The sequence below is a fragment of the Paenibacillus andongensis genome, assembly GCF_025369935.1.
GTDB lineage: Bacteria > Bacillota > Bacilli > Paenibacillales > NBRC-103111 > Paenibacillus_E > Paenibacillus_E andongensis.
Genome location: NZ_CP104467.1, coordinates 3742821 through 3763705, shown reverse-complemented (window position 1 = coordinate 3763705; position 20885 = coordinate 3742821). Strand labels below are relative to the sequence as shown.

25 protein-coding genes are annotated in these 20885 nt (G+C 41.8%); 5 read left to right on the top strand and 20 right to left on the bottom strand.

Annotation, left to right across the window (positions count from 1 at the left end; genetic code table 11):
* Positions 1-52: 52 nt before the first annotated feature.
* The 7 genes from NYR53_RS16735 to NYR53_RS16705 all read right to left on the bottom strand — a co-directional run bounded on the left by NYR53_RS16735 (position 53) and on the right by NYR53_RS16705 (position 4614).
* The gene (locus NYR53_RS16735; RefSeq protein WP_261306172.1) at positions 53-271 is read right to left on the bottom strand and encodes a hypothetical protein; all 219 of its coding nucleotides are present in this window, start codon (positions 269-271) and stop codon (positions 53-55) included.
* 360 nt (positions 272-631) lie between these two features.
* Positions 632-1498, bottom strand: coding sequence for an SDR family oxidoreductase (locus NYR53_RS16730; protein ID WP_261306171.1), 867 nt, complete (start codon positions 1496-1498; stop codon positions 632-634).
* Positions 1499-1605: 107 nt separating this feature from the next.
* A complete protein-coding gene (locus tag NYR53_RS16725; protein WP_261306170.1) occupies positions 1606-2022 on the bottom strand; it encodes an Rrf2 family transcriptional regulator in 417 nt (138 codons plus the stop codon).
* 68 nt (positions 2023-2090) lie between these two features.
* Entirely contained in the window at positions 2091-2447 is a 357-nt protein-coding gene (locus NYR53_RS16720; RefSeq protein ID WP_261306169.1) for a hypothetical protein, read from the bottom strand.
* Between the two features lie 164 nt (positions 2448-2611).
* Positions 2612-2845 carry a hypothetical protein gene (locus tag NYR53_RS16715; protein WP_261306168.1) on the bottom strand — a complete coding sequence of 78 codons (234 nt, stop codon included), beginning with the start codon at positions 2843-2845 and terminating at the stop codon, positions 2612-2614.
* Positions 2846-3206: 361 nt separating this feature from the next.
* Entirely contained in the window at positions 3207-3761 is a 555-nt protein-coding gene (locus NYR53_RS16710) for a GNAT family N-acetyltransferase (protein ID WP_261306403.1), read from the bottom strand.
* A gap of 298 nt (positions 3762-4059) precedes the next feature.
* Positions 4060-4614 carry a hypothetical protein gene (locus NYR53_RS16705; RefSeq protein WP_261306167.1) on the bottom strand — a complete coding sequence of 185 codons (555 nt, stop codon included), beginning with the start codon at positions 4612-4614 and terminating at the stop codon, positions 4060-4062.
* A 231-nt stretch (positions 4615-4845) separates the two neighbouring features.
* Between NYR53_RS16705 and NYR53_RS16700 the strand changes: the two genes are divergently transcribed.
* Positions 4846-6990 (top strand): GAF domain-containing sensor histidine kinase, encoded by a 2145-nt coding sequence (locus NYR53_RS16700; RefSeq protein ID WP_261306166.1) that lies wholly within the window; start codon positions 4846-4848, stop codon positions 6988-6990.
* 47 nt (positions 6991-7037) lie between these two features.
* Positions 7038-7679, top strand: a complete 642-nt coding sequence (locus NYR53_RS16695) for a response regulator transcription factor (protein ID WP_261306165.1) — start codon at positions 7038-7040, stop codon at positions 7677-7679.
* Between the two features lie 6 nt (positions 7680-7685).
* On the opposite strand, the gene NYR53_RS16690 is transcribed toward NYR53_RS16695, so the two are convergent.
* The 3 genes from NYR53_RS16690 to NYR53_RS16680 are packed head-to-tail and all read right to left on the bottom strand — an operon-like array spanning position 7686 to position 11417.
* A complete protein-coding gene (locus NYR53_RS16690; protein WP_261306164.1) occupies positions 7686-8813 on the bottom strand; it encodes a Ger(x)C family spore germination protein in 1128 nt (375 codons plus the stop codon).
* Positions 8813-9919 (bottom strand): GerAB/ArcD/ProY family transporter, encoded by a 1107-nt coding sequence (locus NYR53_RS16685; protein ID WP_261306163.1) that lies wholly within the window; start codon positions 9917-9919, stop codon positions 8813-8815. The genes NYR53_RS16690 and NYR53_RS16685 overlap by 1 nt, the downstream gene beginning before the upstream one ends.
* A gap of 19 nt (positions 9920-9938) precedes the next feature.
* Positions 9939-11417, bottom strand: coding sequence for a spore germination protein (locus NYR53_RS16680; RefSeq protein ID WP_261306402.1), 1479 nt, complete (start codon positions 11415-11417; stop codon positions 9939-9941).
* 276 nt (positions 11418-11693) lie between these two features.
* On the opposite strand from NYR53_RS16680, the gene NYR53_RS16675 reads away from it, so the two are divergent.
* Positions 11694-11876 carry a hypothetical protein gene (locus NYR53_RS16675; RefSeq protein WP_261306162.1) on the top strand — a complete coding sequence of 61 codons (183 nt, stop codon included), beginning with the start codon at positions 11694-11696 and terminating at the stop codon, positions 11874-11876.
* A gap of 78 nt (positions 11877-11954) precedes the next feature.
* On the opposite strand, the gene NYR53_RS16670 is transcribed toward NYR53_RS16675, so the two are convergent.
* Positions 11955-13184, bottom strand: a complete 1230-nt coding sequence (locus NYR53_RS16670; protein ID WP_261306401.1) for an MFS transporter — start codon at positions 13182-13184, stop codon at positions 11955-11957.
* Positions 13185-13364: 180 nt separating this feature from the next.
* Between NYR53_RS16670 and NYR53_RS16665 the strand changes: the two genes are divergently transcribed.
* Positions 13365-14129: a C40 family peptidase gene (locus NYR53_RS16665; RefSeq protein ID WP_261306161.1), complete on the top strand. Its 765-nt coding sequence runs from the start codon at positions 13365-13367 to the stop codon at positions 14127-14129.
* Between the two features lie 97 nt (positions 14130-14226).
* On the opposite strand, the gene NYR53_RS16660 is transcribed toward NYR53_RS16665, so the two are convergent.
* From NYR53_RS16660 to NYR53_RS16630, 7 genes are all read right to left on the bottom strand, one after another.
* On the bottom strand, positions 14227-14772 hold the full coding sequence (locus tag NYR53_RS16660) for a GrpB family protein (RefSeq protein ID WP_261306160.1): 546 nt from the start codon (positions 14770-14772) through the stop codon (positions 14227-14229).
* 15 nt (positions 14773-14787) lie between these two features.
* A complete protein-coding gene (locus tag NYR53_RS16655; RefSeq protein WP_261306159.1) occupies positions 14788-15153 on the bottom strand; it encodes a VOC family protein in 366 nt (121 codons plus the stop codon).
* A gap of 137 nt (positions 15154-15290) precedes the next feature.
* Complete coding sequence (locus NYR53_RS16650; protein ID WP_261306158.1) at positions 15291-15551, bottom strand: hypothetical protein; 261 nt, start codon at positions 15549-15551, stop codon at positions 15291-15293.
* Positions 15552-15566: 15 nt separating this feature from the next.
* On the bottom strand, positions 15567-15947 hold the full coding sequence (locus NYR53_RS16645; RefSeq protein ID WP_261306157.1) for a hypothetical protein: 381 nt from the start codon (positions 15945-15947) through the stop codon (positions 15567-15569).
* 14 nt (positions 15948-15961) lie between these two features.
* Positions 15962-17005: a rod shape-determining protein gene (locus tag NYR53_RS16640; RefSeq protein WP_261306156.1), complete on the bottom strand. Its 1044-nt coding sequence runs from the start codon at positions 17003-17005 to the stop codon at positions 15962-15964.
* Positions 17006-17178: 173 nt separating this feature from the next.
* On the bottom strand, positions 17179-18084 hold the full coding sequence (locus NYR53_RS16635) for an S-layer homology domain-containing protein (RefSeq protein WP_261306155.1): 906 nt from the start codon (positions 18082-18084) through the stop codon (positions 17179-17181).
* Between the two features lie 155 nt (positions 18085-18239).
* Positions 18240-18947 carry a class I SAM-dependent methyltransferase gene (locus NYR53_RS16630; protein ID WP_261306154.1) on the bottom strand — a complete coding sequence of 236 codons (708 nt, stop codon included), beginning with the start codon at positions 18945-18947 and terminating at the stop codon, positions 18240-18242.
* 137 nt (positions 18948-19084) lie between these two features.
* Between NYR53_RS16630 and NYR53_RS16625 the strand changes: the two genes are divergently transcribed.
* A complete protein-coding gene (locus NYR53_RS16625; protein WP_261306153.1) occupies positions 19085-20032 on the top strand; it encodes an FkbM family methyltransferase in 948 nt (315 codons plus the stop codon).
* On the opposite strand, the gene NYR53_RS16620 is transcribed toward NYR53_RS16625, so the two are convergent.
* Positions 20029-20538, bottom strand: a complete 510-nt coding sequence (locus NYR53_RS16620) for a GNAT family N-acetyltransferase (protein WP_261306152.1) — start codon at positions 20536-20538, stop codon at positions 20029-20031. The two genes, NYR53_RS16625 and NYR53_RS16620, sit on opposite strands and share 4 nt — an antisense overlap.
* Positions 20528-20875 carry a DUF962 domain-containing protein gene (locus NYR53_RS16615; protein ID WP_261306151.1) on the bottom strand — a complete coding sequence of 116 codons (348 nt, stop codon included), beginning with the start codon at positions 20873-20875 and terminating at the stop codon, positions 20528-20530. Before NYR53_RS16615 ends, NYR53_RS16620 begins: the two co-directional genes overlap by 11 nt.
* Positions 20876-20885 lie beyond the last annotated feature (10 nt).

Genomic DNA, 20885 nt, shown 5'->3' with positions numbered 1-20885 from the left:
CCTTTTTTAAAATGACCACGCTTCGCGTTGAATAACGAAGGCGTGGTCATTTTTATCCGATCGAATAACGAATATAAGCTATCAAAGCTAGCAATCCTGCAGCAATTGAAATCACATAAAACGATGTAAGACGAACCCATTTCACTTCTGTTTTTTGGAAGTAGGTTTGATCACCTTCCCGATTCTTACGAGAAAAACCAATCATAAAAGTAACGACTAAACCAAATATTAGTATAATTGAAAATATCCCAAAATAGATATACATATTCATAAAATAACCACCTTTTCTTTGTAAATGGGTCCTTCGGTGAAAATTATAGCGGAATTTGATCTGAAATTCATCAACCACTTTCGTGCTATTTATACCATCCAATTTCTAATCTAGTTCAAAAATGCTGGTATTCATATACTATTTAAAAACGAATTCCCTAAATAAAAAATTCCCGATATAAATAAGCCTGATTTCTCGGTTCTTTCTGATAAGACAATGCAGACATTGAACAGTTGATCTATGTTCTCGAGAGCGTGACCGAATATCTGTGAATGACAAAAAGAGCCCATCAGCCTTTCCATCGGAAAGCAAACGAGCTCTTTTTGACTTAAAATTGTCTTCTAATCGTGTTTCTACGTATTATGATTTCAATCCGTTCACAATCTCTTCAATCGCCTCACTCAGCGGTGTAACCGGACGACCAAGAAGTGTCTGAAGATCGTTGCTCTCCAATTCTAGTACGCCGTCTCTAATCGCACTCTGGATGGCAACAAGAATGGGAACGACTGGCTCAGGAACCCCTGCACTTGCCATGATTTTACCGTAAGTCTCATCATCTACATGCTGAATCGGAACTTCACGATTAAGGACCTTGGACAGAACCGCAGCGAGATCTTCATGCGTGATCAGTGCACCCGAGAGTTCATAAACGGTATTGTCATGTCCGTTACCTGTAAGTACATTTGCTGCTGCTTGTGCATAATCACCGCGAGAAGCCCACCCGACTTTGCCAGCTCCTGCCGAAGTCACGAGCGGTGCGCCCGCCAATACGCCTTGAATCGTTCCAATCTCGTTCTCGATGTACCAGTTATTGCGCAGAAATGCGTATGGAATTCCCGTTTTACGAATCGCTTCCTCTGTCGCACGATGCACGGGCACTAGAAAGAGAGAGCTTTCCTCTGCGTTTGTGGCACTCGTGTACGCGATGAAACCAACCCCAGCGCGCTCAGCCGCGGATACCGCAGCTAAATGCTGACGAATGCGAGTTTCGTTATCCCCTTGCGTTGAAACGATAAGCAGGCGATCAACGCCAGCGAATGCTTTATCAAGAGATGCTGGATCATCAAAATCACCATGGCGTACTTCAACTCCCCGAGAACGTAAATCGGATGCTTTCTCCGTATCTCTTACGCTAACAGCTACATTTATAGCTGGCACGGCTGCAAGTAAAGCCTCCACCACTTTTGATCCCAATTGTCCCGTAGCACCAGTTACTAGAATTTTCATTTGTAAAAACCTCCATCAGATTATTTAAAAATAAGTTAGAATCACTATAGTTATAACCATCTCGGTTACAACTAAGCTATAAAAATTAGCTCATTTAAGAGCTATTTTTATTTAAAATTAGATATTAGTTGTTGCAAGGTAACATTAGACAATCTCTGTTCCATTGCGGTTTGAGCATCACGCATTTCTGCACGGAGGGCCGATTCAATATTTCTTCCTACCGTACAATTGGGGTTGGGATGATTGTGGAAATTGAATAATTCTCCATTCTCGATCACTTCCACTGCCCGGTATACATCGAGTAATGTAATCTGGTCCGTCTCCTTACACAGCGAAGCTCCGCCAACTCCAGCACGTACTTCAACGAGTCCTGCCTTCTTTAGCATCCCAATAATTTTGCGAATGATCACAGGATTCGTATTCACGCTGCCAGCAATGAAATCACCTGTACATTCTGTTGGAATAGTCGCTATTAGCGACAGGATATGAACAGCTATTGAAAATCGACTGCTAATCTGTTTCATTCATCATCACCTACTCGTTGTAACCAGTATAGTTCTAACTGGATTCAAAGTCAAGTTTGGCATGACGATTAAATCGTTTTGTTCTTTACTTGTTCCAAAATACGTTCTTTGATTTCCGATGGGTTCTCTATTTGAAAAACAACTTTTCCAAACTGATGATTATTTAATTCAAGGATGACGACATCTTTATGATTCTCATAGGATATGAAACACCACTTATCTCCGATCAGAAAGCGCCCTTCTCTAATGTCAGCTATTGAAGTACCTACTCTAATTTGAAACATGGATAACTGAAAGTCATCTATGGAAACATTCAAGATTTCCGAATAAGGAATATCAACACGTTGTTTCAAAGCAGCCGCACTTGTCAATCCCGATAGATGAAGAATAAGCGCATCCTTCGTAAATTCAATTGTTCTAGCCATTTTAACTACCTCCGCTTAATAAATTTGGTATGTTCAAGTGGAAACACCTATAGTACGACTGAGTATGTAAAATCGTTCAAATCATTTTAAAAATAATTAAAAAAGAGCTGCTCCCTAAGGTCATGAACCTTAAGAGCAACCCTAACATAATCATTATTGCAAATTTACTCATTAATTTTTGAATCCTTGAGGAGATCTTTTTTCCAAAATTCGATGACAACATGGTCCGCCAATTCCATGGAAGCCCATGAATTTTTATATTTAAAGTCGTATTCTTCCATTTTTTCCACTGTCATATCTACTTCGGATTTTTTTACTCTTAGTTCCATCGAAACGCAATTGGCAAGAATAGTTGTTAGCTCATTTAATTCTTTATTTGGATTTTCAGTAGTCGTCAATTTATCCGCACCCTTCTAGTATTTTGGCTTGTGATTTGGTTAGTTAAGAAGAAAAAGAACTCCTTTCGGAGTTCTTCATGACGGTGAATTGATTGATGGTACTTATGCCTTGATCCTTACTTGGCTTGGTCTATACCTCATCCATTATTGCAGTACAAGTACTACACTAAGTGTTTACGGCACATCTCCTCGCTTCTATACGGATTCAAAAACAACTTCCCTGGTATTTATCTCGTTGAATGTTCAACGGAACCACACCTCTCTTGTTTCACCGTCATAAGTATTATGTCTGATTAGATTCAAATTATACGCATTCATTCCATCAAAAGAGTTTACGTCCCAATGTTGATTCTTCAATACTTTATGTAGTTCTCTCAGGGTGCTCCGTCCTATGTTGCAGAGTAAGGTCCAATCTCCAGTCGTTGCAACGCATAAAGCTCCCGGGCGGATATTCGAAGCTGCACTCGGCCATGAATGTGAACCCGAGTTTCCTGCAAATGGCATTCGATGCGGGGTTGTCGACCGACGGGAACGCATGAATGTACCTACTCTTTTGTTCCGCTTGGGCGCTGGCTACAGCCGCCGAAGTTGCCGCGCTGGCAATACCTTTGCCTTGGAAAGTCGGCAGGACGCCCCAACCGATCTCGTACACGTTCTCTTCCTGCCAGACACGCTCCCAGTAACCGATGCTGCCGACTGCTTCTAGTTCCGGAAGCAGGACAATGCTGAACATCCGGCCATTTCCCTTACCGCCAATCTCGACGTAACGTTGGTGGCGCGCCAAGATCTGTTCCTCCGTCTCCGGACCACCCAAGTGTTCCAGCATCTCTGGTGCATTCATACGATACAAAAGTTCAAGATCAGCCTCTTTCCATGGCTCGATCCGCACCTGCAAATCGTTCGTTCGATTCAGCATCATTTTCACTCCTAATAGGAAATTCATGTCATAATAAGTACTTATTCATTGTACTGCTGAACCATAGTAACTGTCGATTCATACATTAAGCCACCTCATAACTGATAGGCATAACTCCAAATTTCGATTTTAGCATCGTTATGATAAAAGACTCCGATTTAAGACATCCCAATGCGATGCTTACCATTCATGAAAAGTTAACAGAAAGAGAAAAAAAGCCGAAGTCCTCTAATAGAGGCACAACGGCTATCGGACTAACCATTTACGTATTCACGACATCAGCAGCAGCGCGACCCACTTATTTCACAGCTGATATGTTTAATTTATTTGCCCAGATACAGTAACCCATCCCCACATACGTCAATCCCCAGAAGAATGCAAACCATTTATTATCTGCGACTGGAATTACCATGGCGAGAATCATAAGCAGGAAAAGTCCAGGAACCCAGAGCGGAAACACTTTAGCCCGGAAGGTCAAGATTACAAATAACAAGGTGCCACCCATGAAACCGATCATGCTAAACATCCTTGAGATGTTAACTAACGTACTCTCCGGCATGACCGCTTCCGCCCCACCTGCTGCGAATTGGGACCACAGCATCGCAGTCGTTAAAATGTTCCCCACAATGATAAACAGCGTCGTAATGAATCCGATAACTCCCGTTTCACGCGATTGTACCATATAGGTGACGATCGTTCCGACTGACATTAGTATACAAGCGATCAAGCCCGTTGTCAGCTCTTGTGTACTGTCCGACCCCCAAATTATCGAAGCCGGTGTCATTCCCATTCGCGTAATCCCCGCCAGAATACAGATCATGCCTAACCATTTGATGATTTGCCTCTCATTCATTTTTACCTCATCCTCCAACATCGAATATGTGCTGCTCTGTTTTTAGATTACACGGTGGGAACTCACGAAAAACAGAGCAGATCCATCCCGACTTTTCGGGAAAATATCAGATCTTTTTTGGGAATGAGCGGGAAACCCCATGGAAATTATCCTTTATCCATTTTCATGAGGCCAGGGATCGGGCTATAATTAACGAATAAAGAAAGAAATAGAAAGCGATTGGGGATTTCAATGGAGACAGTCAAAGGAAGTAATCCGGAATTACGAAATGAAAAACCAACTTGGAGAATGCTCGGCTTGCAGCTGTTTGTGCTTATTTTCAGCTTGGTTACAGTTGTTCTCTATATAAGCGGTATTCCTAAGTATTATACGGCTTTGGTAACCACGTGTATTGTGCAAGGATGTGGCGTTTTAGTGCCAGCCATGCCATTACCCGAACAAGGGCTAAGCTTAGAAAGTTATGCTTTATTGTTTGTACTCATTGACTGCATCTTCACGCTCGTATTTTACTCCACTTCTGCCATCGTGCTGTGGAAAGGTTTTCGAGAGCCCATGGGACTGCTTGCAGCTCTCGCAATGGTTTCTTTTGGCACATCATTTCCCTCGCTAGTCATGGTAGCCTCAGAGGGTTCTATTTTCGCTCATAGCTGGTTTATGTTTGTTTCCATGTTAGGCTGGATTTCTTTATCGTTATTTTTCTTTCTTTTTCCTGACGGAATGTTTGTGCCCAAATGGACTCGCGCTGTCTTTGTTCTACTTGTGTTTGTTGATGTATTAAACTTCTTATTCGAAGGGAATATGTGGAAATTATTCCATGTGCCCGAATTCGTTCAACTATTCTGGTTTGGCGGATCAACTCTTATTCTCATTTATTCACAAGTTTACCGTTTCCGCAAAGTGTCCTCACCAGCTCAGCGGCAGCAAACCAAATGGGTGGTATTTGGCGTTTCGATCGGAATCATCGGATTCGTTGGGATGAGCATTTTGTTTAACCCCAGTCTCAACGACGGTTCGGCTATGACTTACGTTTATTTGAACGCCATTTTGAACCTCTCCTTAACGGCAATCCCCGTTACACTCATGTTTGCGATTTTGCGGCAGAGGTTGTGGAACATCGACCCCCTCGTTAATCGGACGTTAGTCTATGCGGCACTATCCATTTGTGTTGTGCTGCTTTACACACTGGCTATACTCTATTTAAGCCGCTTATTTCAAACTCGGAATAACTATCTCGTATCCCTGTTGGCCACAGCCGTAGTTGCAGTAGCGTTCGCTCCATTAAAAGAATGGCTGCAGCGCCAAATTAACCGGCTTATGAAAGGCCGACATGATGACCCGTATGCGGTACTATTAGAACTTGGCAATCAATTCATTCAACCGCTAGCACCGGACGCCATGCTTAATGCCGTAGTTAGAACGGTGAAAGATGCTTTACGCCTTCCTTATACCGGTATCTCTATAGGTGTTGGTGGTCAGGATACGTTGGTTGCTTCTGCTGGTGAGCCTCTCCATGACCTTCATTCGATGCCAATTATCCATAGAGGTGAGCAGCTTGGCACGCTTCATATTGCCAGTAGATCGCATGGAGAAACATTTACCTTAGAGGACAGTAAGTTTCTAGATGTCCTGTTGCGGCAAGCTGGGCCGATCGTTGAAAATGTAAACATGACGCTGGGTATGAAGCTTCTGGCTCAAGACTTACAGGAGTCGCGGGAGAAGTTGGTGCTAGCCCGGGAAGAAGAACGTCGGCAAATTCGCAAGAATTTACACGACGATCTAGCGCCAAGACTGGCCGCGCTAGCTTTAAACGCAGCGACGGCTCAGAAATACGTCGTCAAACAGCCCGATACCGCCATCGAGATGCTGACGGATTTACGGCAAGTCATTCGATCCACGGTGGATGAAATCCGCACCTTGGTCCATGACTTGCGTCCGCCCACGCTGGATGAGCTGGGATTGATCGGCGCGATCCAAGAACGGATCGCCCTGCTGTCCAAGCCAGTTCAGCTGCTTGCGGATGAAGCTGGAGCAGCTCCATTGAACGTGGAGCTGCACGCGCAGCAGCCCTTGCCCTCTCTGCCTGCAGCGGTGGAGGTGGCTGTGTATCGAATCGTTACCGAATCACTTGTTAACGTCATTAAACATGCCAAAGCTACCTCCTGTACCATCCGGTTGGACGTCTCATCTTCCCACCAGCTGCGGGTAGAAATCACGGATAATGGCACAGCACTCCCATCTAGATCGGGGATTACGGGCAATAAAGGAGGCATTGGCCTTGTTTCCATTCGGGAAAGGGCCGCCGAATTGGGTGGACACTGCACAATAGAGAGTCTTGAAAACGGGGGCACCAAAGTGTTGGCAGTGCTTCCGTTGTAAGCGTTGGTTGCCGAGAGATTGAAATATGAAGGAGTTTGATGATAAACATGAAGATCATAATCGCTGATGACCATCCGATGTTTCGCAGCGGAGTCAGAAATTTGCTTAGAACGACCGAGGATTTGGAAGTTGTCGGAGAAGCTTCCACTGGCGATGAGGCTTTGAAGCTGGCTGAACAATGCCAACCTGACTTGATTTTGATGGATATTCGCATGCCCGGACTGAACGGAATCGAGGCTACACGGTTGATTAAAGAGAAATTCCCGAATATCGAGGTACTAATCCTTACAATGTTCCGCGATGATCAGTCGGTCTTTACCGCCATGCGTGTAGGGGCTAAGGGATACGTGCTGAAGGACGCGGACGAAGTTGAGTTGATGCAGTCCATCCGCATGGTTGGCAATGGCGGAGCTGTTTTCAGCTCGGATATTGCGGGACGGATGATGCATTACTTTTCAGCACCCAAGCTGGTGGACACCTTGGAACACCCTGCGTTGGCTGAGCTGTCCAAGCGGGAGATGGAGATATTGGAGCGAATCGCTGAAGGTGAAACCAATGCTCAAATCGCCACACGCTTGCATATCAGTTCCAAGACCGTTGCCAACAATGTATCTACGATACTGAACAAGCTTCAAGTTGTAGATCGGAACGAGGCTAGGCGGCTTTTAAAGGAATCACGGGAGGGTTGAAGTACATTACTCAATCACACCTGAGCGAACCATGGTTGCCTTGATGTCCACTCGAACCTTGGCTTTGGTATACATCTCCCTCCACTTCTCATCTGTCAGATTGGCATGTCGCACCTTGGATTGGAAAACTTCACCAAACCCAATCGGATCCGATTGAACCGCTTGGGTTTTGGCAATAAGATGATTCGCACGTCGGACCAATTCCTTAACAATCTCGTTTTCAAGGGCATGAACGACCTTTTGATCTCCTAAATTCAATTCGTTTGAAATCTCTTGAACTCTGGCATTTATAGATATGCGGACAGAAAATGACGGAATTGAGGGGTCTATTAACTTAATTTTACTGGAACTTGAAATATTTTCGATCACAATATTAATTTTATCTGACTGAATACCAGAATTAAATTGTTGAAAGGGTTCCGTATCCAAGATTAGCTCCAAAGCACCGGCTCTGTAACGATCTCGAATAAGTTTTAACACAAAAGACTCGTCTACCGAAAGCCCTCCTACCATCCTATCATTCTGAAACATTGCCGTATTATGCATTGCGATTTCGTCGCCATTACGCTCAACTATAGGGAGAACCGGGTCTTTTCCTACTGAATAAACGTCATGAATAAACTCATGAAGCGTGCATGAGAGGATTTGTTCTCCTTGAATATTTTGACGGATCATTTTATAGAGGTAGGTTCCGATATTGCTTATTTCCGGAAATCGATGCGTGATGATATTCTCCGTACTCCCTTTACTGATCGTTACAAACATCGTATCCGAAATGGCAGAGTCTCTTGAGAGTGTATCGGTAAAAGTTAAGATCCCACTCTGGGCTAATTTCTCATTATACATGGCTATTCGGAGCTGTCCACTAACGACACGCTTAGAGACTTCACGGTTTTGAGCATTTCGAATCCCTTTGCTTGTGTTACCAGTTGTAACAACAACCTGAACCTTTTCTTTCGCTTCCGGATCGATTTGATGAAGCAGCGCTGTTCCCTTGATGCGGTCATTTTCAAAAGGATCATAACCCACAATGACGATAAGTCCTAATTCTTCCAAAATCCTCTTTTGCACACATCCTGTCCAGATAGGAATAAGGAATACGATAATCGACAGAACTAGCAGGGATTTCTTCATCAGATCCCTCCTCTTTTCTTCTGAAAATGTCGTTTGAGCAGAACAGCTGCGTAAAGTACCCAGGGATAACCAAATACAAAGATCAGAGCCACTTTCGAAAAAATGTCATTTAAAGTATTAATCTGAATGCGTGTTTTAAAAAAGAGCGATACAATAACTAATATAAAGGCAAAAGTATAAAGGGCATATTTTTGCTTCCAGCCAAATATTCGTTTAATTCCTTTGGAAGCAGCCCACATGTACAACATTAAGTTTGGTAGGACTATCAACATCCATATACTGATTGCTACATACTCAAAACGTTCCAGAAAAGGAAACTCTACAATCTTAAACAAGCTGAACGTAGCCCAAACGGTCTTCGATAATTGTCCAGGACTGAAGTATACTAGCGTGACAACCATAACAGCAGCATAAATGAGCGTGGTTGTAAAAAGTCCCAAATGAGCGGCCAAAGGGGCACGTTCTTTATTTCGAATAAAAGGATATACAAACATCAGAATTTCGAATCCGACGATGGTCAGTGACATTTCCAACATGCCTTGAGTTAATTCGGAAATGCTTGCTTCCATTATCGGTGTAAGATGTGTCCATTCGGCATAACGAACAGGAAAGTACAGAAATACAATCAACCATATTGTAAAAATTACCGACATAAACGAGATCCCAACCACAATCCGAATCCCGCCATGAACGCCATAAGTAATTAACATAGCCAAAAAAGTGCTCAGGAGCCATGTTGACAGGTCCGGGAATATCCAGGTTTGGACCATCTCCACATAATTGCGGGATATCAGTATGACAGCAGTAAACATGTAAAGCATAATCAATGCGTTAATTATCCCCCCGAAATATCGACCATATATGTCCTTGTGAACTTCGTAGAGGTCCAGGTTCGGATTCATCTTTAAAGTTCGCAGCATAACCCAAACCGTCAGATGAGACCATGCACCAGCCATACAGACGGATATCCATGCATCGTGCCCTGCTGATTTGAAAATGATACGCTGAAATCCTGCCAAACCAGTTCCTACTTGATTAGCAAGAATAACAAAGTATACGAGAAATGAACTAAACATTAATCTCTTTGGAGGACTACCAGTCTTCACCTTACCCCCCCCTTATCCATTATTCGTCAATATCTCCGTGAGTAGTCGCCGTCTCTTGTTCCTCAAACCTGTAGGTATCATCGCCACGAATATACATGGAGCGTTCGCGCAAAAAAGGGAAAGGCAATCTCAAAATGCTATCTTTCATGTCCCCTTTTCGAAACGGATAGAGGGGATACAAATAAGGTTGTCCTAGACTTGTTAAACGAAGAAGGTGAATCATCAAAAAGCAAATACCAATCATGATCCCAATTCCTCCATAATAGCCTGCAAGTATAATGATTGGATACCGGATGATACGAATTGTAATACCCATTAGATAAATCGGCGTTATAAACGATGACAACGTTCCTAGAGCTACAATAATGATGAGAATATTGCTAGTAAATCCTGCCTGTACGGCTGCTTGTCCGATGACTATACCACCTACGATACCGATGGTTTGACCAATCTTGGTTGGAAGTCTTGCGCCTGCTTCACGAAGCAGTTCGATCGTAATTTCTAGAAATAAAGCTTCCATTAATGGGGGAAATGGTACTCGCGTTCGAGATTCAGCTAGCGGCACGACCATGGCGGAAGGAATGATTTCATAATGAAACGTTAATGCAGCTACATAGACAGGTGTGAATAATAAAGATAAAACCATGGCTCCAACCCGCAAAAGCCGGAAGAAGGTAGCCATATTCCACCGAGCTTGATGGTCTTCCGGAGAAGTGAAGAAATCCATCATCGTCGATGGGCATATAATGGCAAACGGACTTCCGGAAACAAACAACACAATTTTCCCCTCTGATAGGGAATACGATGTACGATCTATACGTTCGGTCATTACAAACTGTGGGAAGATCGTAAATTTATTATCCTCTATGAACTGTACGAGTTGTGCACTGGATACCATACCATCTATCTCAAGACTATTGATCCTGTCGCGCACTCGTTTAACGAGCTCATTATCTGTAAGATTTTTGATATAAAACATCGCCACTTGTGTCTTGATTTCCACTCCAACTTCCAAGTTCTCCTGACATAAGTTTGGACTCGGCAGGTACATCTGGAGCAAAGCAATGTTGGACCTTAATATTTCGTTGAAGGCGATCTGTGGGCCAAATACTTGGCTTTCAATTTCAGCTTTTGAAAAGCTCCGATTAGGAGATTTGTATACATTCAGCAGAAAATTGAATTTGCTATCGTCGGAATGTAAATATACCCACCCAAGCAATAATTTCTCCACAACAGACTGAACATCTTTAACCTTAACAATCCCTGCGATGGGAAATCGGTCTGTTTCACTTATTGAAGGTACATCGACTAAAGTTAATAAAGGTTGAATAATATCTCTTTGAAGCAAATCTTGGTCAACTAGCGTCTCTATGTAATAGATGGCAGCCGTTTGTTGTCCAATCATGATATATTTGGCAATTAAATTGGGATTTTCATTAAGAGCCTCTTCGAGCAGTTGTTCCAACTCGATAATATCCGCAGGTATGTAGTTGTTCATGTTCTGCACGTTAAACAATCCCTCGTTTCACAATGCCATATCGCATAGTATGTCAAAATGTCAGGAAAACAATCCCATATGCTTTAAAAAATACAAAAAACCATCGCGTTGGTTGCGACATTATCTCCTATAATGAATAAAACAACCTTATTCTCACAGAGTTATCATCGTCTTTATCATCCAGATAAGCGTTTAACTTGTATAAGAGCCCACTGATCCGAGCATATTACAGTTTGTTGAATCCTTATAAATAATAGCGAGGGAGCATTCTGAGCGATGACAACAAACAGCGGACATCAAGGAGCGCACGGGACCGGCCAAGAAATTGAACAGTTAAACAATCAAGCGCAAGCGGCAGAGCTTATGCAAGGAAAAAATAAGGTAGATCAAGAAATCATTGCTGCAGCTAACGAGCACAGTTCCGAACTAGAGGAAATCATTGAACGTGAAACAACGTAATTGTAACGAATTTAGTGAAAAACACAGAGAAACCACGCATAGATGCGTGGTTTTTTTGGTATTGATCTAAGAAAATTATTAGCTTTTATCTGCAGTATAATCTGGATCCGTATTTTTTGTTTCTTTGCCAAAAAACAATAAAACCAGTGCTCCGAAGACAATCGCTACGAAGAACACCATAAAAATGGAACTAATTGCTTTATTATTTGCCACAAGCAAACCTACAAGGTACGGACCAATAATACCGCCAACACGTCCAAAAGATGCGGCAAGCCCTACACCCGTAGAGCGTACTTCAGTCGGGTACAACTCAGGTGTGTAAGCATACATGGCTCCCCATGCACCAAGATTAAAAAATGATAAGCTAACACCCGCCGCTATCAACATCCCTTCCGTTTCAGCACTGCTAAACCATATTGCGCTTGCAGCAGTCAGCAGCAAATAGGTGACGAGCACAAACTTACGCCCGAATTTCTCAATCAAATAAGCAGCGGTAAAATAACCTGGAAGCTGTGCCAACGTCATAATCAATACATATTGAAAGCTTTTCACGAGACCAAAACCCTTAAGTACCATGACAGTTGGAAGCCAAAGAAACATGCCGTAATAGGAAAATACCACTGTGAACCACAAGATCCAAAGTGTTAAGGTGGATCTTCGATGTTTAGATGACCATACGGAGGCTACACGCTGACGGAATGACAATTTCCGGCTGCGCAGCTCGGTATATCGAGGTGAATCTTGTATCGATCGTCTGAGGTATAAAGCATATAAAGCCGGCAGCGCACCGATAACAAAGGCCATACGCCAACCATAAGTAGGAATGACGAAGTAAGCAATTAGCGCCGCGACAATCCACCCACACGCCCAGAAGCTTTCAAGCAGAACGACTGCACGTCCCCTTTCATTAACAGGAAACGACTCAGACACAAGAGTTGACGCAACAGGAAGTTCCCCGCCAAGACCTACTCCAGTAACGAATCGCAAGATACAAAGGATAACAAAGCTAGTGGCAAGTGCAGAGAGTCCGCTTGCAGCAGAGAATATAATAAGTGTTCCAAGCAATACCATCCGACGTCCGTATCGATCAGCAAGGGAGCCAGCTAGTAAAGCCCCGACGGCCATTCCGATCGAATTAATGGCTGCCAGCAGACCAATCTGCTGTGCGCCTAACTTCCACTCGACTGCTAACGCAGCCACAATAAACGAGATAATCCCTACATCCATAGCGTCGAACAACCAGCTAATGCCAGCACTGAAAAGCAGCTTTCGTTTCGCTGGTTCACGCAACAACTTAGTTTTATTCACATTCAAAACGCATTCTCCTAATCTTCGCAATAGCTTGCCTTATCCCTATTTTGTGTTACATAACCGAAAAACACTCCCTCTGCAATCGATTTTTCAGACCTCAAGTTGATCTATACCTCCATCGCACATTAAATATGATCAATCTAAACATAATATGGGTATCAACTAAAGGAGGCAATCATGAAACATACAAAAAAATTTCTTGCAATAGTAAGTTGTATACTTGTTTTAACCGGTTGTGGTAAAGGAAATGTTGCCCCTCAAAAGGTTGGAGTCTCCACACAACAAGGCGGTATGGATAATCGAATATTGGATCCTAACATAACAAATCAAGACTTGCTGCTTCAAAGAGGAGATGCCAACATTGAACTAGAACAACGTGGCTATCGGGCTCAAGATGCCGCTTCTTCCACGAATGGCTCAATCAAAATCCTCGGAGGATCACGTGAACTCGTTAAAGTTACACCAAATCACTCCATCCAGCCCAAAGATGGCAGTTATGTAGAGAATGTGCTCTCACAAGCGGCTAGTTACTTCGGAACTCCCTACGAATTTAGTTCGGATCGATCGGACCCATCCACTTTTGACTGCTCCGACTTCACACATTGGGTTTATCTTTCTTCTCTAGGGATGGATATCCCAAAAGATTCGCGTAGTCAAGCGACTTATGTTCAAACTTTTTCCAATCGGACATACACATCTATCGATCAAGCCCAGCGTGGAGATCTTCTCTTCTTTGTCAGTTATACAGGGACAAATCCGGATAACTACATCGGAGTAGATAAATCAATCGGAAGCATTACTCATGTAGGGATGTATTTGGGTAATGGAAAAATCATTCATACAGCCTCAGCGGCCACAGGCGGCGTACGTATTGATGAAGTTGCCAATAATCATCTAACCTATCGCTTTGTCTTAGGCGGTTCGGTACTAGACACCAAATAATCCTTGCTAATCGTGTAATCAATGAGGACTTCCGCCCATAGTGGGAGGTCCACATTTTCTTGAATTAGAGCTTGTTACATGTACATATATTAATCTATCACATATCAGATTTCCCTGGTTTCCATCCAATTTCTTGAGACCAACTATGAGCCCTCTGTAATATCTCCCAAACGACTGGCCCTTTGCCTTCAACATACTTGGTTCGATCATTTGTAAATAAATGCATCAATCGATGTTTTTCCTGCGCATATCTCAAACAATCTTGTGGATGCTGTCGCAAGTAATCCCTGAATAGCAACGTTTTTTGTTCTGAAAAACTTCCCGTCTCTCTTACATGTATATGTGTTCTTCTGTTTCCTGGCTGCTCTCGAAAATACTTTTTGGTTTTGTCAGGATTCTCTTTCCTTAATATAAAGCCAATTTCTTCAATTATAGATCTATAACTAGCATCATCATCCAATTTAACAACGGAGATCTGAATATCAATGATCGGCTTAGCATCCATACCAACAATTGATGTGGATCCAACATGATCAATACGAACGGCCACTTTGCCTAAAGAGTCCCTTAATTTTAAGCCAATCTCATCAAAAAGGGCTCTCCATTCTGAATTATACTCCGCAATTTTCCATTGATCCTCCATGTTTGTATTATTCACTTATAGAAATTTATTTTTCATATTTTGTATTAAACCGATCCCATTCCCTACTGGATCTACTAAATAGGCTAGATAGAAATCATCAAATTCCATTTTACCCCTAACAACTTGTGCTCCCGATTCAACGGATTTAGTAAGTGCCTCATCGATGTTGTCAACTTCGATTTGAATTCTTATTCCATGTGGAAAATCACTGGGTCCCTTAGAAATACCGCCATTAATTCCAGGTTTATCATCATTACCTGTTGTCACAGGGTGATATCCCCAGTTAGGCTCTGCAATCTTCCAACCAAAAACAGACGAATAAAAACTTGCAGCACGTTCCGGATCTTGACTATTCATTTCAAATAATACAACACGGCCCAAATGATTCAACCTCCATAATTGGTATTTATACCCATCTTCATAATACCGAATATTTGTTCCCATGTAAATGAATTTATTTTGAAATGAACAAATAAAAAACCGATCCTTGATGACCAAGGAACGGCTTCTTTGGGGTATTAATTATAAGTAATCTTTAAACCTAATTCCAAGGCACGGGCAAGCGCCCCGTCAGAAAATTTAGGTTTCTTATATCTCTCTTCAAATTCTTCCTTAGATAGAGGTGTCCAGATGAAATCTTTATTCTGATAGATCCACGTTTTGGTTCCCCAATCGACGTGAACCGTCCGGCTTGCAACCTTTTTTACGACGCCAATCTCGATAATAACACCCGTTTTACCGAATATTTTGGCACAGTATTTGTTAAGCATTTCGCTCACAACAACACCCCATTTCTATACGCCTGATCTTAGTGAATGCAGAATACTTGAAGCTATTTCAATCGACTGTTCGTCTGCTTGAAATTCATCACGAAAAGAATCAATCAACACCTTATTCATCGCATTGCCGAGTGACAGAGCATCCAGATCGTCAAGATGTTTAGTGATATAAATGGTAATCGATCTCGTTTCACCATCATACTCATCTTCTGGACTGCCCAAGGCTAGAAGCTTTATGGGGTCCCATCTATCGATGTGATGTTTCACGACCTCCATAATTGGCGTAGGGTCATAAGGTAAGGATTCTAGATACCTATTCTCTTTCATGATTTCCTTTTTAATACTCCAAAGCATAACATTCACTTTCGTTTGATCAGATACTGCTCTAAATTTCAATAGAAAAGCCTCCTTTACAGGACGCTTTCTCGATCTTCTGTCACAATCTTTTCAGACCGCTCAATTATCGCCCCATTGAAGTTTAGCATTTTACCTGTACCTTGAGCAATACATTCCATCGGGTGCTCTGCGAGATGAACGGGTACTCCTATGTCCTGCTGAAGTCGCTTATCTAATCCTTGCAATAATGCGCCTCCCCCGCACAGCAGAATACCCTGCTCCATCACATCCCCGGCAAGTTCCGGCGGGCACTTCTCCATCGCGAGTCGAATACAATCTATAATGGATTTAATAAAATCATCCATAATCTCGAAAATTTCCTTCGATGAGATCGAAATCATCCTTGGCAAGCCCTCCACAAGGTCACGCCCTCTTACATCCATCTTCACTTCATTCATAGGCCTGACAACGGCAGCGACGTTCTTCTTGATTTCCTCCGCAGTCCGTTCTCCAATAGCCATATTATACGTTTTCTTCACATACTCAATGATATCTTGATCTATCGACATGCCTCCACGGCGAACCGACTCGCTTACTACAATTCCACCCAGAGAAATGATGGCTACTTGGCTTGTCCCTCCGCCGATATCAAGGACCATACTACCAATTGGCTCTGCAACAGGAAGCCCGGCGCCCATAGCTGCAGCCAGCGGCTCCTCGATCGTGATTGATCTCCTTGCTCCTTTATGTACAATCATTTCTTCGACGGCACGCTTTTGCACATTCGTAATTCCACAAGGCACTGAAATCAACACTTGGAAGCTGCGAAACCATTGATAACCTCTTTTTATTTTGCCAATAAAATATTTCAGCATCGCTAAGGTCATATCGAAATTCGCTATAACCCCATCCTTTAAGGGATAGATGACCTCCACATTAGCTGGAGTTCTCCCAATCATGTCATAGGCTTCCTTGCCAAAAGCTTTAATTTCCCCCGTATCCGTTTGAATGGCGACGACAGACGGCTCTGACAATACAATCCCCTTTTTTTGTTGATAAATAAGTGTGTTACAGGTGCCCAGATCTACTCCAAACAGTTCTTCCAATCTCTTTAACATGACTCGCTCCTTCTCGCTGATTAATAGACTATGCCCATAGTAGCGTGTATATTAGTTGATTTTGACTTAACTGCATCTTTCATACTTGTTCGCATAGAGCAGCTATTTTAGGAGGGTAAGCAAAAAATGCTGCCCACCCATAACGGTGAACAGCACTCTTAAGTAAGCTTAATTTATTTCACAGCAGCTGGTTCTGCTACTGCTTTATACGCTGAGGAAATGTACGTTACGGCTTTCGCCTCCGTGATCACTTCCGCATACATCGTGTCCGGTTTTGGATCTTGCAGGATATACGAAATCACCGCTTGACCGTTCTGGTCAAAGTGAACATTTTGAATCGCAATACTGTAACCTGCATTCGGTTTTTGACCTCTTGATAAGGTAACCTTGTTCACATCGTCATTTACTTTCTCCACAGATACAGCTACATCTTCGATAGGTGCCGGTTTTTGGATATGTGTATCCAAGAAACGAATCGCATTATAGATCCAGCCTGCAGCTTCTCCACGAGTAAGTTCAGCTTTAGGATTAAACTTGCCATCGTTGTCTAATTGTGTAATTTTATAAAGCAGCAATCGCTGTAAAGCCCCTTGATATTCAACTGTGATCTGATCTTCATCTTTGATCGGAATAAACATTTTCACCAACGGAAAATTGCCCTTCTTTTCCAAAGCTCGTACGAGCATTTCCCCAAATTGTTCACGAGTAATCGTAGCGTTCGGGTTTACATCCTTCGGAATGTTCATACCATTGTAGTGTGCTATGATAAAGGCCTCCGCATACCAAGCATCATTCGGAATGTTGGTGTAAGTGTCAGAAGCTAAAGGCTGTTTAATAAAACGCAATGTATCCATGTTTAAATTCATGCCTTTTACAATCATCTGAACGGTTTGGGCATAACTAATCTTTCCTTTTGGTACGAAATGATCCTTATCAATACCGCTCACGATTCCGCGATCTTGCAGAGCAGTGATTGCTGCAGCTTGTCCTTCCTCTACATCCGTAAAAGCGAAGGCACTGCTAAAAGTCAAACTGCTAACTAGAGCTGTTGTCAAAGTTAAAGCTGCTATCTTTTTCATAGTTAATTCTCTCCTTTTAGTTGATTATCTTATTACACACTCTTAACGTATCGTACGTGAAAAATGTTTCAGCGATTTCAAAAAAAAAATTAAACCGTAGGATTACCCCCGGTTTAATTACTTTAAATGAAAATCTAACATCTCCTGCTGATCCATTATTTTCGAACGACATACGTCAAACAATCACTCTTGAGCAGAATTTCGTGCCCGTTTCTCTCAATGTTGAACTCCAACTGCTTTAAAGTAGTATAGATTATTTCCCAATCTGGATACGCCGATGATAATAATTGTTTCGCATCATTTGTTGTTAAGTTAAGTTCCATCAATGGTTCTAGTTCGATTCCTGATTTTACATCTATTTCTCGAATGTTAGTGCTCATAATAACGCAATTAATCCCGTTCTCTTTCGTTCCTCGTGCCATTCTCTCTAAGACTTGTGTAAATTTCGGGACGGATTCCACATGTTCTAATGCAGAAACCGCAATGATGTAATCAAAATGATTTTCTTCAATGAAATAGTCTCCAATATCAGATAACTTGGGTTCTATGTATGCACGAACACCATTCTGTTCACTATAAGCTGCTAATTTCTGAAGTGCAGATTCAATAATATCCACACAAACAATTTTTCCCGTCTGGCGCTCCTTTAATAATTCAGCAATTGGAATACAGTTTCTGCCCACTCCGCAACCTAAATCTAATACAGTGAGATTTTCTTTGGATTTAAAATGAGTTAATGTTTCCATCACTGTTTTTACAGGTTTTGAAAGCCATGATCCCTCTTCAAATAATTTGTAGTTATCATAACAAGCTTCATGATATTTCCGCTCTTCATCTCTAATGATTTTGATCCTATTATCCATTATTGTTTTCCTCATTTTCTTTTCACATAAATATACATTCACTTTACATTCACATAACTCATAAATAATAACTATTTGATAAAATAAAAAGACGATACGTTCCTATCCAAAAACTTTAATTAGAAAGGAACTACACGATGCCCCATAAACACTCTTACGAAGCTGCTATTAAACATGAGTCTTCTTTACGTTATTGGGAAATTTTGAAATCAACGGCCCGCTATGTGCTTTCTCGCACGATTATAAGACGATGGCGCACTGACCGAATTGTGCTTCCCGGTTCATCTCGTATTCTGTATGTCGATCCAACCGAAAACCGCGGAAGAATTCTGTATATGACAGGTGGCATGACACAGCCAAGGCTTAATCTGTTCTGGAAAACGGCAGTTTCCTCATTCCGACCTACTTTGATCGTTGACGTAGGCGTAAATTATGGCGAATGCCTATTTTCCGTGATCTATCCCAAAAACAGTAAAGTGATTGGAATTGAAGCCAATCCTAATTTGCAGCCGTTTATTGAGCGTTCCAAGAAAGTACATCCTAACCGCAAAAGAATTAAAACCGTTTATGCTATGGCATCTAATGAAGATAGCGAGAAGCAATCTTTCTTCATTAATAAATATTGGTCTGGCCTTTCAACCGCAGCTCTTGACAAGGGAGGCGTATCCAAGCATTACCAGCAGCGCGATATTCCCAGCATTACACTCGATGCTATACTTAGCCAGTATCAGCTGGATAAAGAAAAGATCTTATTTAAAATTGATGTGGAAGGTCATGAAGAGAAGGTCATCCAAGGGATGCTTCGATCCATTAAAAATTGTCCTAATTTACTTGGATTTATTGAATTTGACAGTAAATATTTAGCCAAAAGTGAGACAGATGCCCATGCATTTTTAGCTTTTTTACAAGAGCATTTCAATCTTTATGTTTACTTAAATAATCAGGAACTGTATCACTTTGAGCAAATATCTCTGGAAAAACTGCAGCTGTTATTCAAAAAGAAACATATTCATACGGATATTATCTTGGCCTCACCGGGCGTGATGATTCCAGAAATCTATTCGCAGATTATACAATTGGATTAGGACAGTTTCTTACTCATTACATACCAGCTATCTGTCCGATCAGGATAATATTTTTGTTCAATTACTTCGTATTTGAGCCTTTTATACACGTCTATATTCTCTGGAATTGACAACCGTACCCCAACTCTTGATTCTTTAATTCCACTTGACAACGCTTTGTTTTCTAAAAAATTTAATAATGATTTACATATTCCTCTTCCGCGATATTCCTGTATTACAGAAACTCTCCCAATATACATATAATGATCAATGTATCTATATCTGGCAGAGCCTACAGCACAAATTTCGTCCCAAGCTAATACGGCTCCTCCACCTTCTTTAAAGATATTTATTATATGTTGAGTCGTTTCAGAAAGCGCTCCTGAAGGTGGATTCAGTTTCCCACTATATTCCATAAACGACTCTTGCATGGTACGAAATACAATGTCTGCTTCTTCTATTTTAGCTTCTTTAATTTCTATTGACATGTAACTCACTCCACTATTTGTTGTGATTTCAATCTTCATGTTTCCCATTTAACCATTTGTTCAGTATGTCTTTCCTCGTTACAAGCTCAATCGTCTTTATAAAAAACCATGTAAACCCAGAATAGAAACCTATAAGTGGATAGCGAAATGATGCTGGCTTATTCCCCTCAAAATAGAAATGTCCTATCCACGACAGAATGTAATGGAATATGGCTAATATAAATGTTACTTTTAGATCATAAAACAAAAATAGCCAAGCCAAAAAAGCCGACATAAACGCAAAATAGTGCAGTATTCGATTGGTCTTATTCTGATGCTCTTTGAGATAAAAATCTAAGTCGCGTTGTACTCGAACTATGAGCTTCTTTTGTCTCATCTCTATTTTC

Excerpts from the sequence above, each read along its gene's own strand:
- NYR53_RS16735 (WP_261306172.1), bottom strand. The coding sequence starts at position 271 with ATGAATATGTATATCTATTTTGGGATATTTTCAATTATACTAATATTT.
- NYR53_RS16730 (WP_261306171.1), bottom strand. The coding sequence starts at position 1,498 with ATGAAAATTCTAGTAACTGGTGCTACGGGACAATTGGGATCAAAAGTG.
- NYR53_RS16725 (WP_261306170.1), bottom strand. The coding sequence starts at position 2,022 with ATGAAACAGATTAGCAGTCGATTTTCAATAGCTGTTCATATCCTGTCG.
- NYR53_RS16720 (WP_261306169.1), bottom strand. The coding sequence starts at position 2,447 with ATGGCTAGAACAATTGAATTTACGAAGGATGCGCTTATTCTTCATCTA.
- NYR53_RS16710 (WP_261306403.1), bottom strand. The coding sequence starts at position 3,761 with ATGCTGAATCGAACGAACGATTTGCAGGTGCGGATCGAGCCATGGAAA.
- NYR53_RS16705 (WP_261306167.1), bottom strand. The coding sequence starts at position 4,614 with ATGAATGAGAGGCAAATCATCAAATGGTTAGGCATGATCTGTATTCTG.
- NYR53_RS16700 (WP_261306166.1), top strand. The coding sequence starts at position 4,846 with ATGGAGACAGTCAAAGGAAGTAATCCGGAATTACGAAATGAAAAACCA.
- NYR53_RS16695 (WP_261306165.1), top strand. The coding sequence starts at position 7,038 with ATGAAGATCATAATCGCTGATGACCATCCGATGTTTCGCAGCGGAGTC.
- NYR53_RS16690 (WP_261306164.1), bottom strand. The coding sequence starts at position 8,813 with ATGAAGAAATCCCTGCTAGTTCTGTCGATTATCGTATTCCTTATTCCT.
- NYR53_RS16680 (WP_261306402.1), bottom strand. The coding sequence starts at position 11,417 with ATGAACAACTACATACCTGCGGATATTATCGAGTTGGAACAACTGCTC.
- NYR53_RS16675 (WP_261306162.1), top strand. The coding sequence starts at position 11,694 with ATGACAACAAACAGCGGACATCAAGGAGCGCACGGGACCGGCCAAGAA.
- NYR53_RS16665 (WP_261306161.1), top strand. The coding sequence starts at position 13,365 with ATGAAACATACAAAAAAATTTCTTGCAATAGTAAGTTGTATACTTGTT.
- NYR53_RS16660 (WP_261306160.1), bottom strand. The coding sequence starts at position 14,772 with ATGGAGGATCAATGGAAAATTGCGGAGTATAATTCAGAATGGAGAGCC.
- NYR53_RS16640 (WP_261306156.1), bottom strand. The coding sequence starts at position 17,005 with ATGTTAAAGAGATTGGAAGAACTGTTTGGAGTAGATCTGGGCACCTGT.
- NYR53_RS16635 (WP_261306155.1), bottom strand. The coding sequence starts at position 18,084 with ATGAAAAAGATAGCAGCTTTAACTTTGACAACAGCTCTAGTTAGCAGT.
- NYR53_RS16630 (WP_261306154.1), bottom strand. The coding sequence starts at position 18,947 with ATGGATAATAGGATCAAAATCATTAGAGATGAAGAGCGGAAATATCAT.
- NYR53_RS16625 (WP_261306153.1), top strand. The coding sequence starts at position 19,085 with ATGCCCCATAAACACTCTTACGAAGCTGCTATTAAACATGAGTCTTCT.
- NYR53_RS16620 (WP_261306152.1), bottom strand. The coding sequence starts at position 20,538 with ATGAAGATTGAAATCACAACAAATAGTGGAGTGAGTTACATGTCAATA.
- NYR53_RS16615 (WP_261306151.1), bottom strand. The coding sequence starts at position 20,875 with ATGAGACAAAAGAAGCTCATAGTTCGAGTACAACGCGACTTAGATTTT.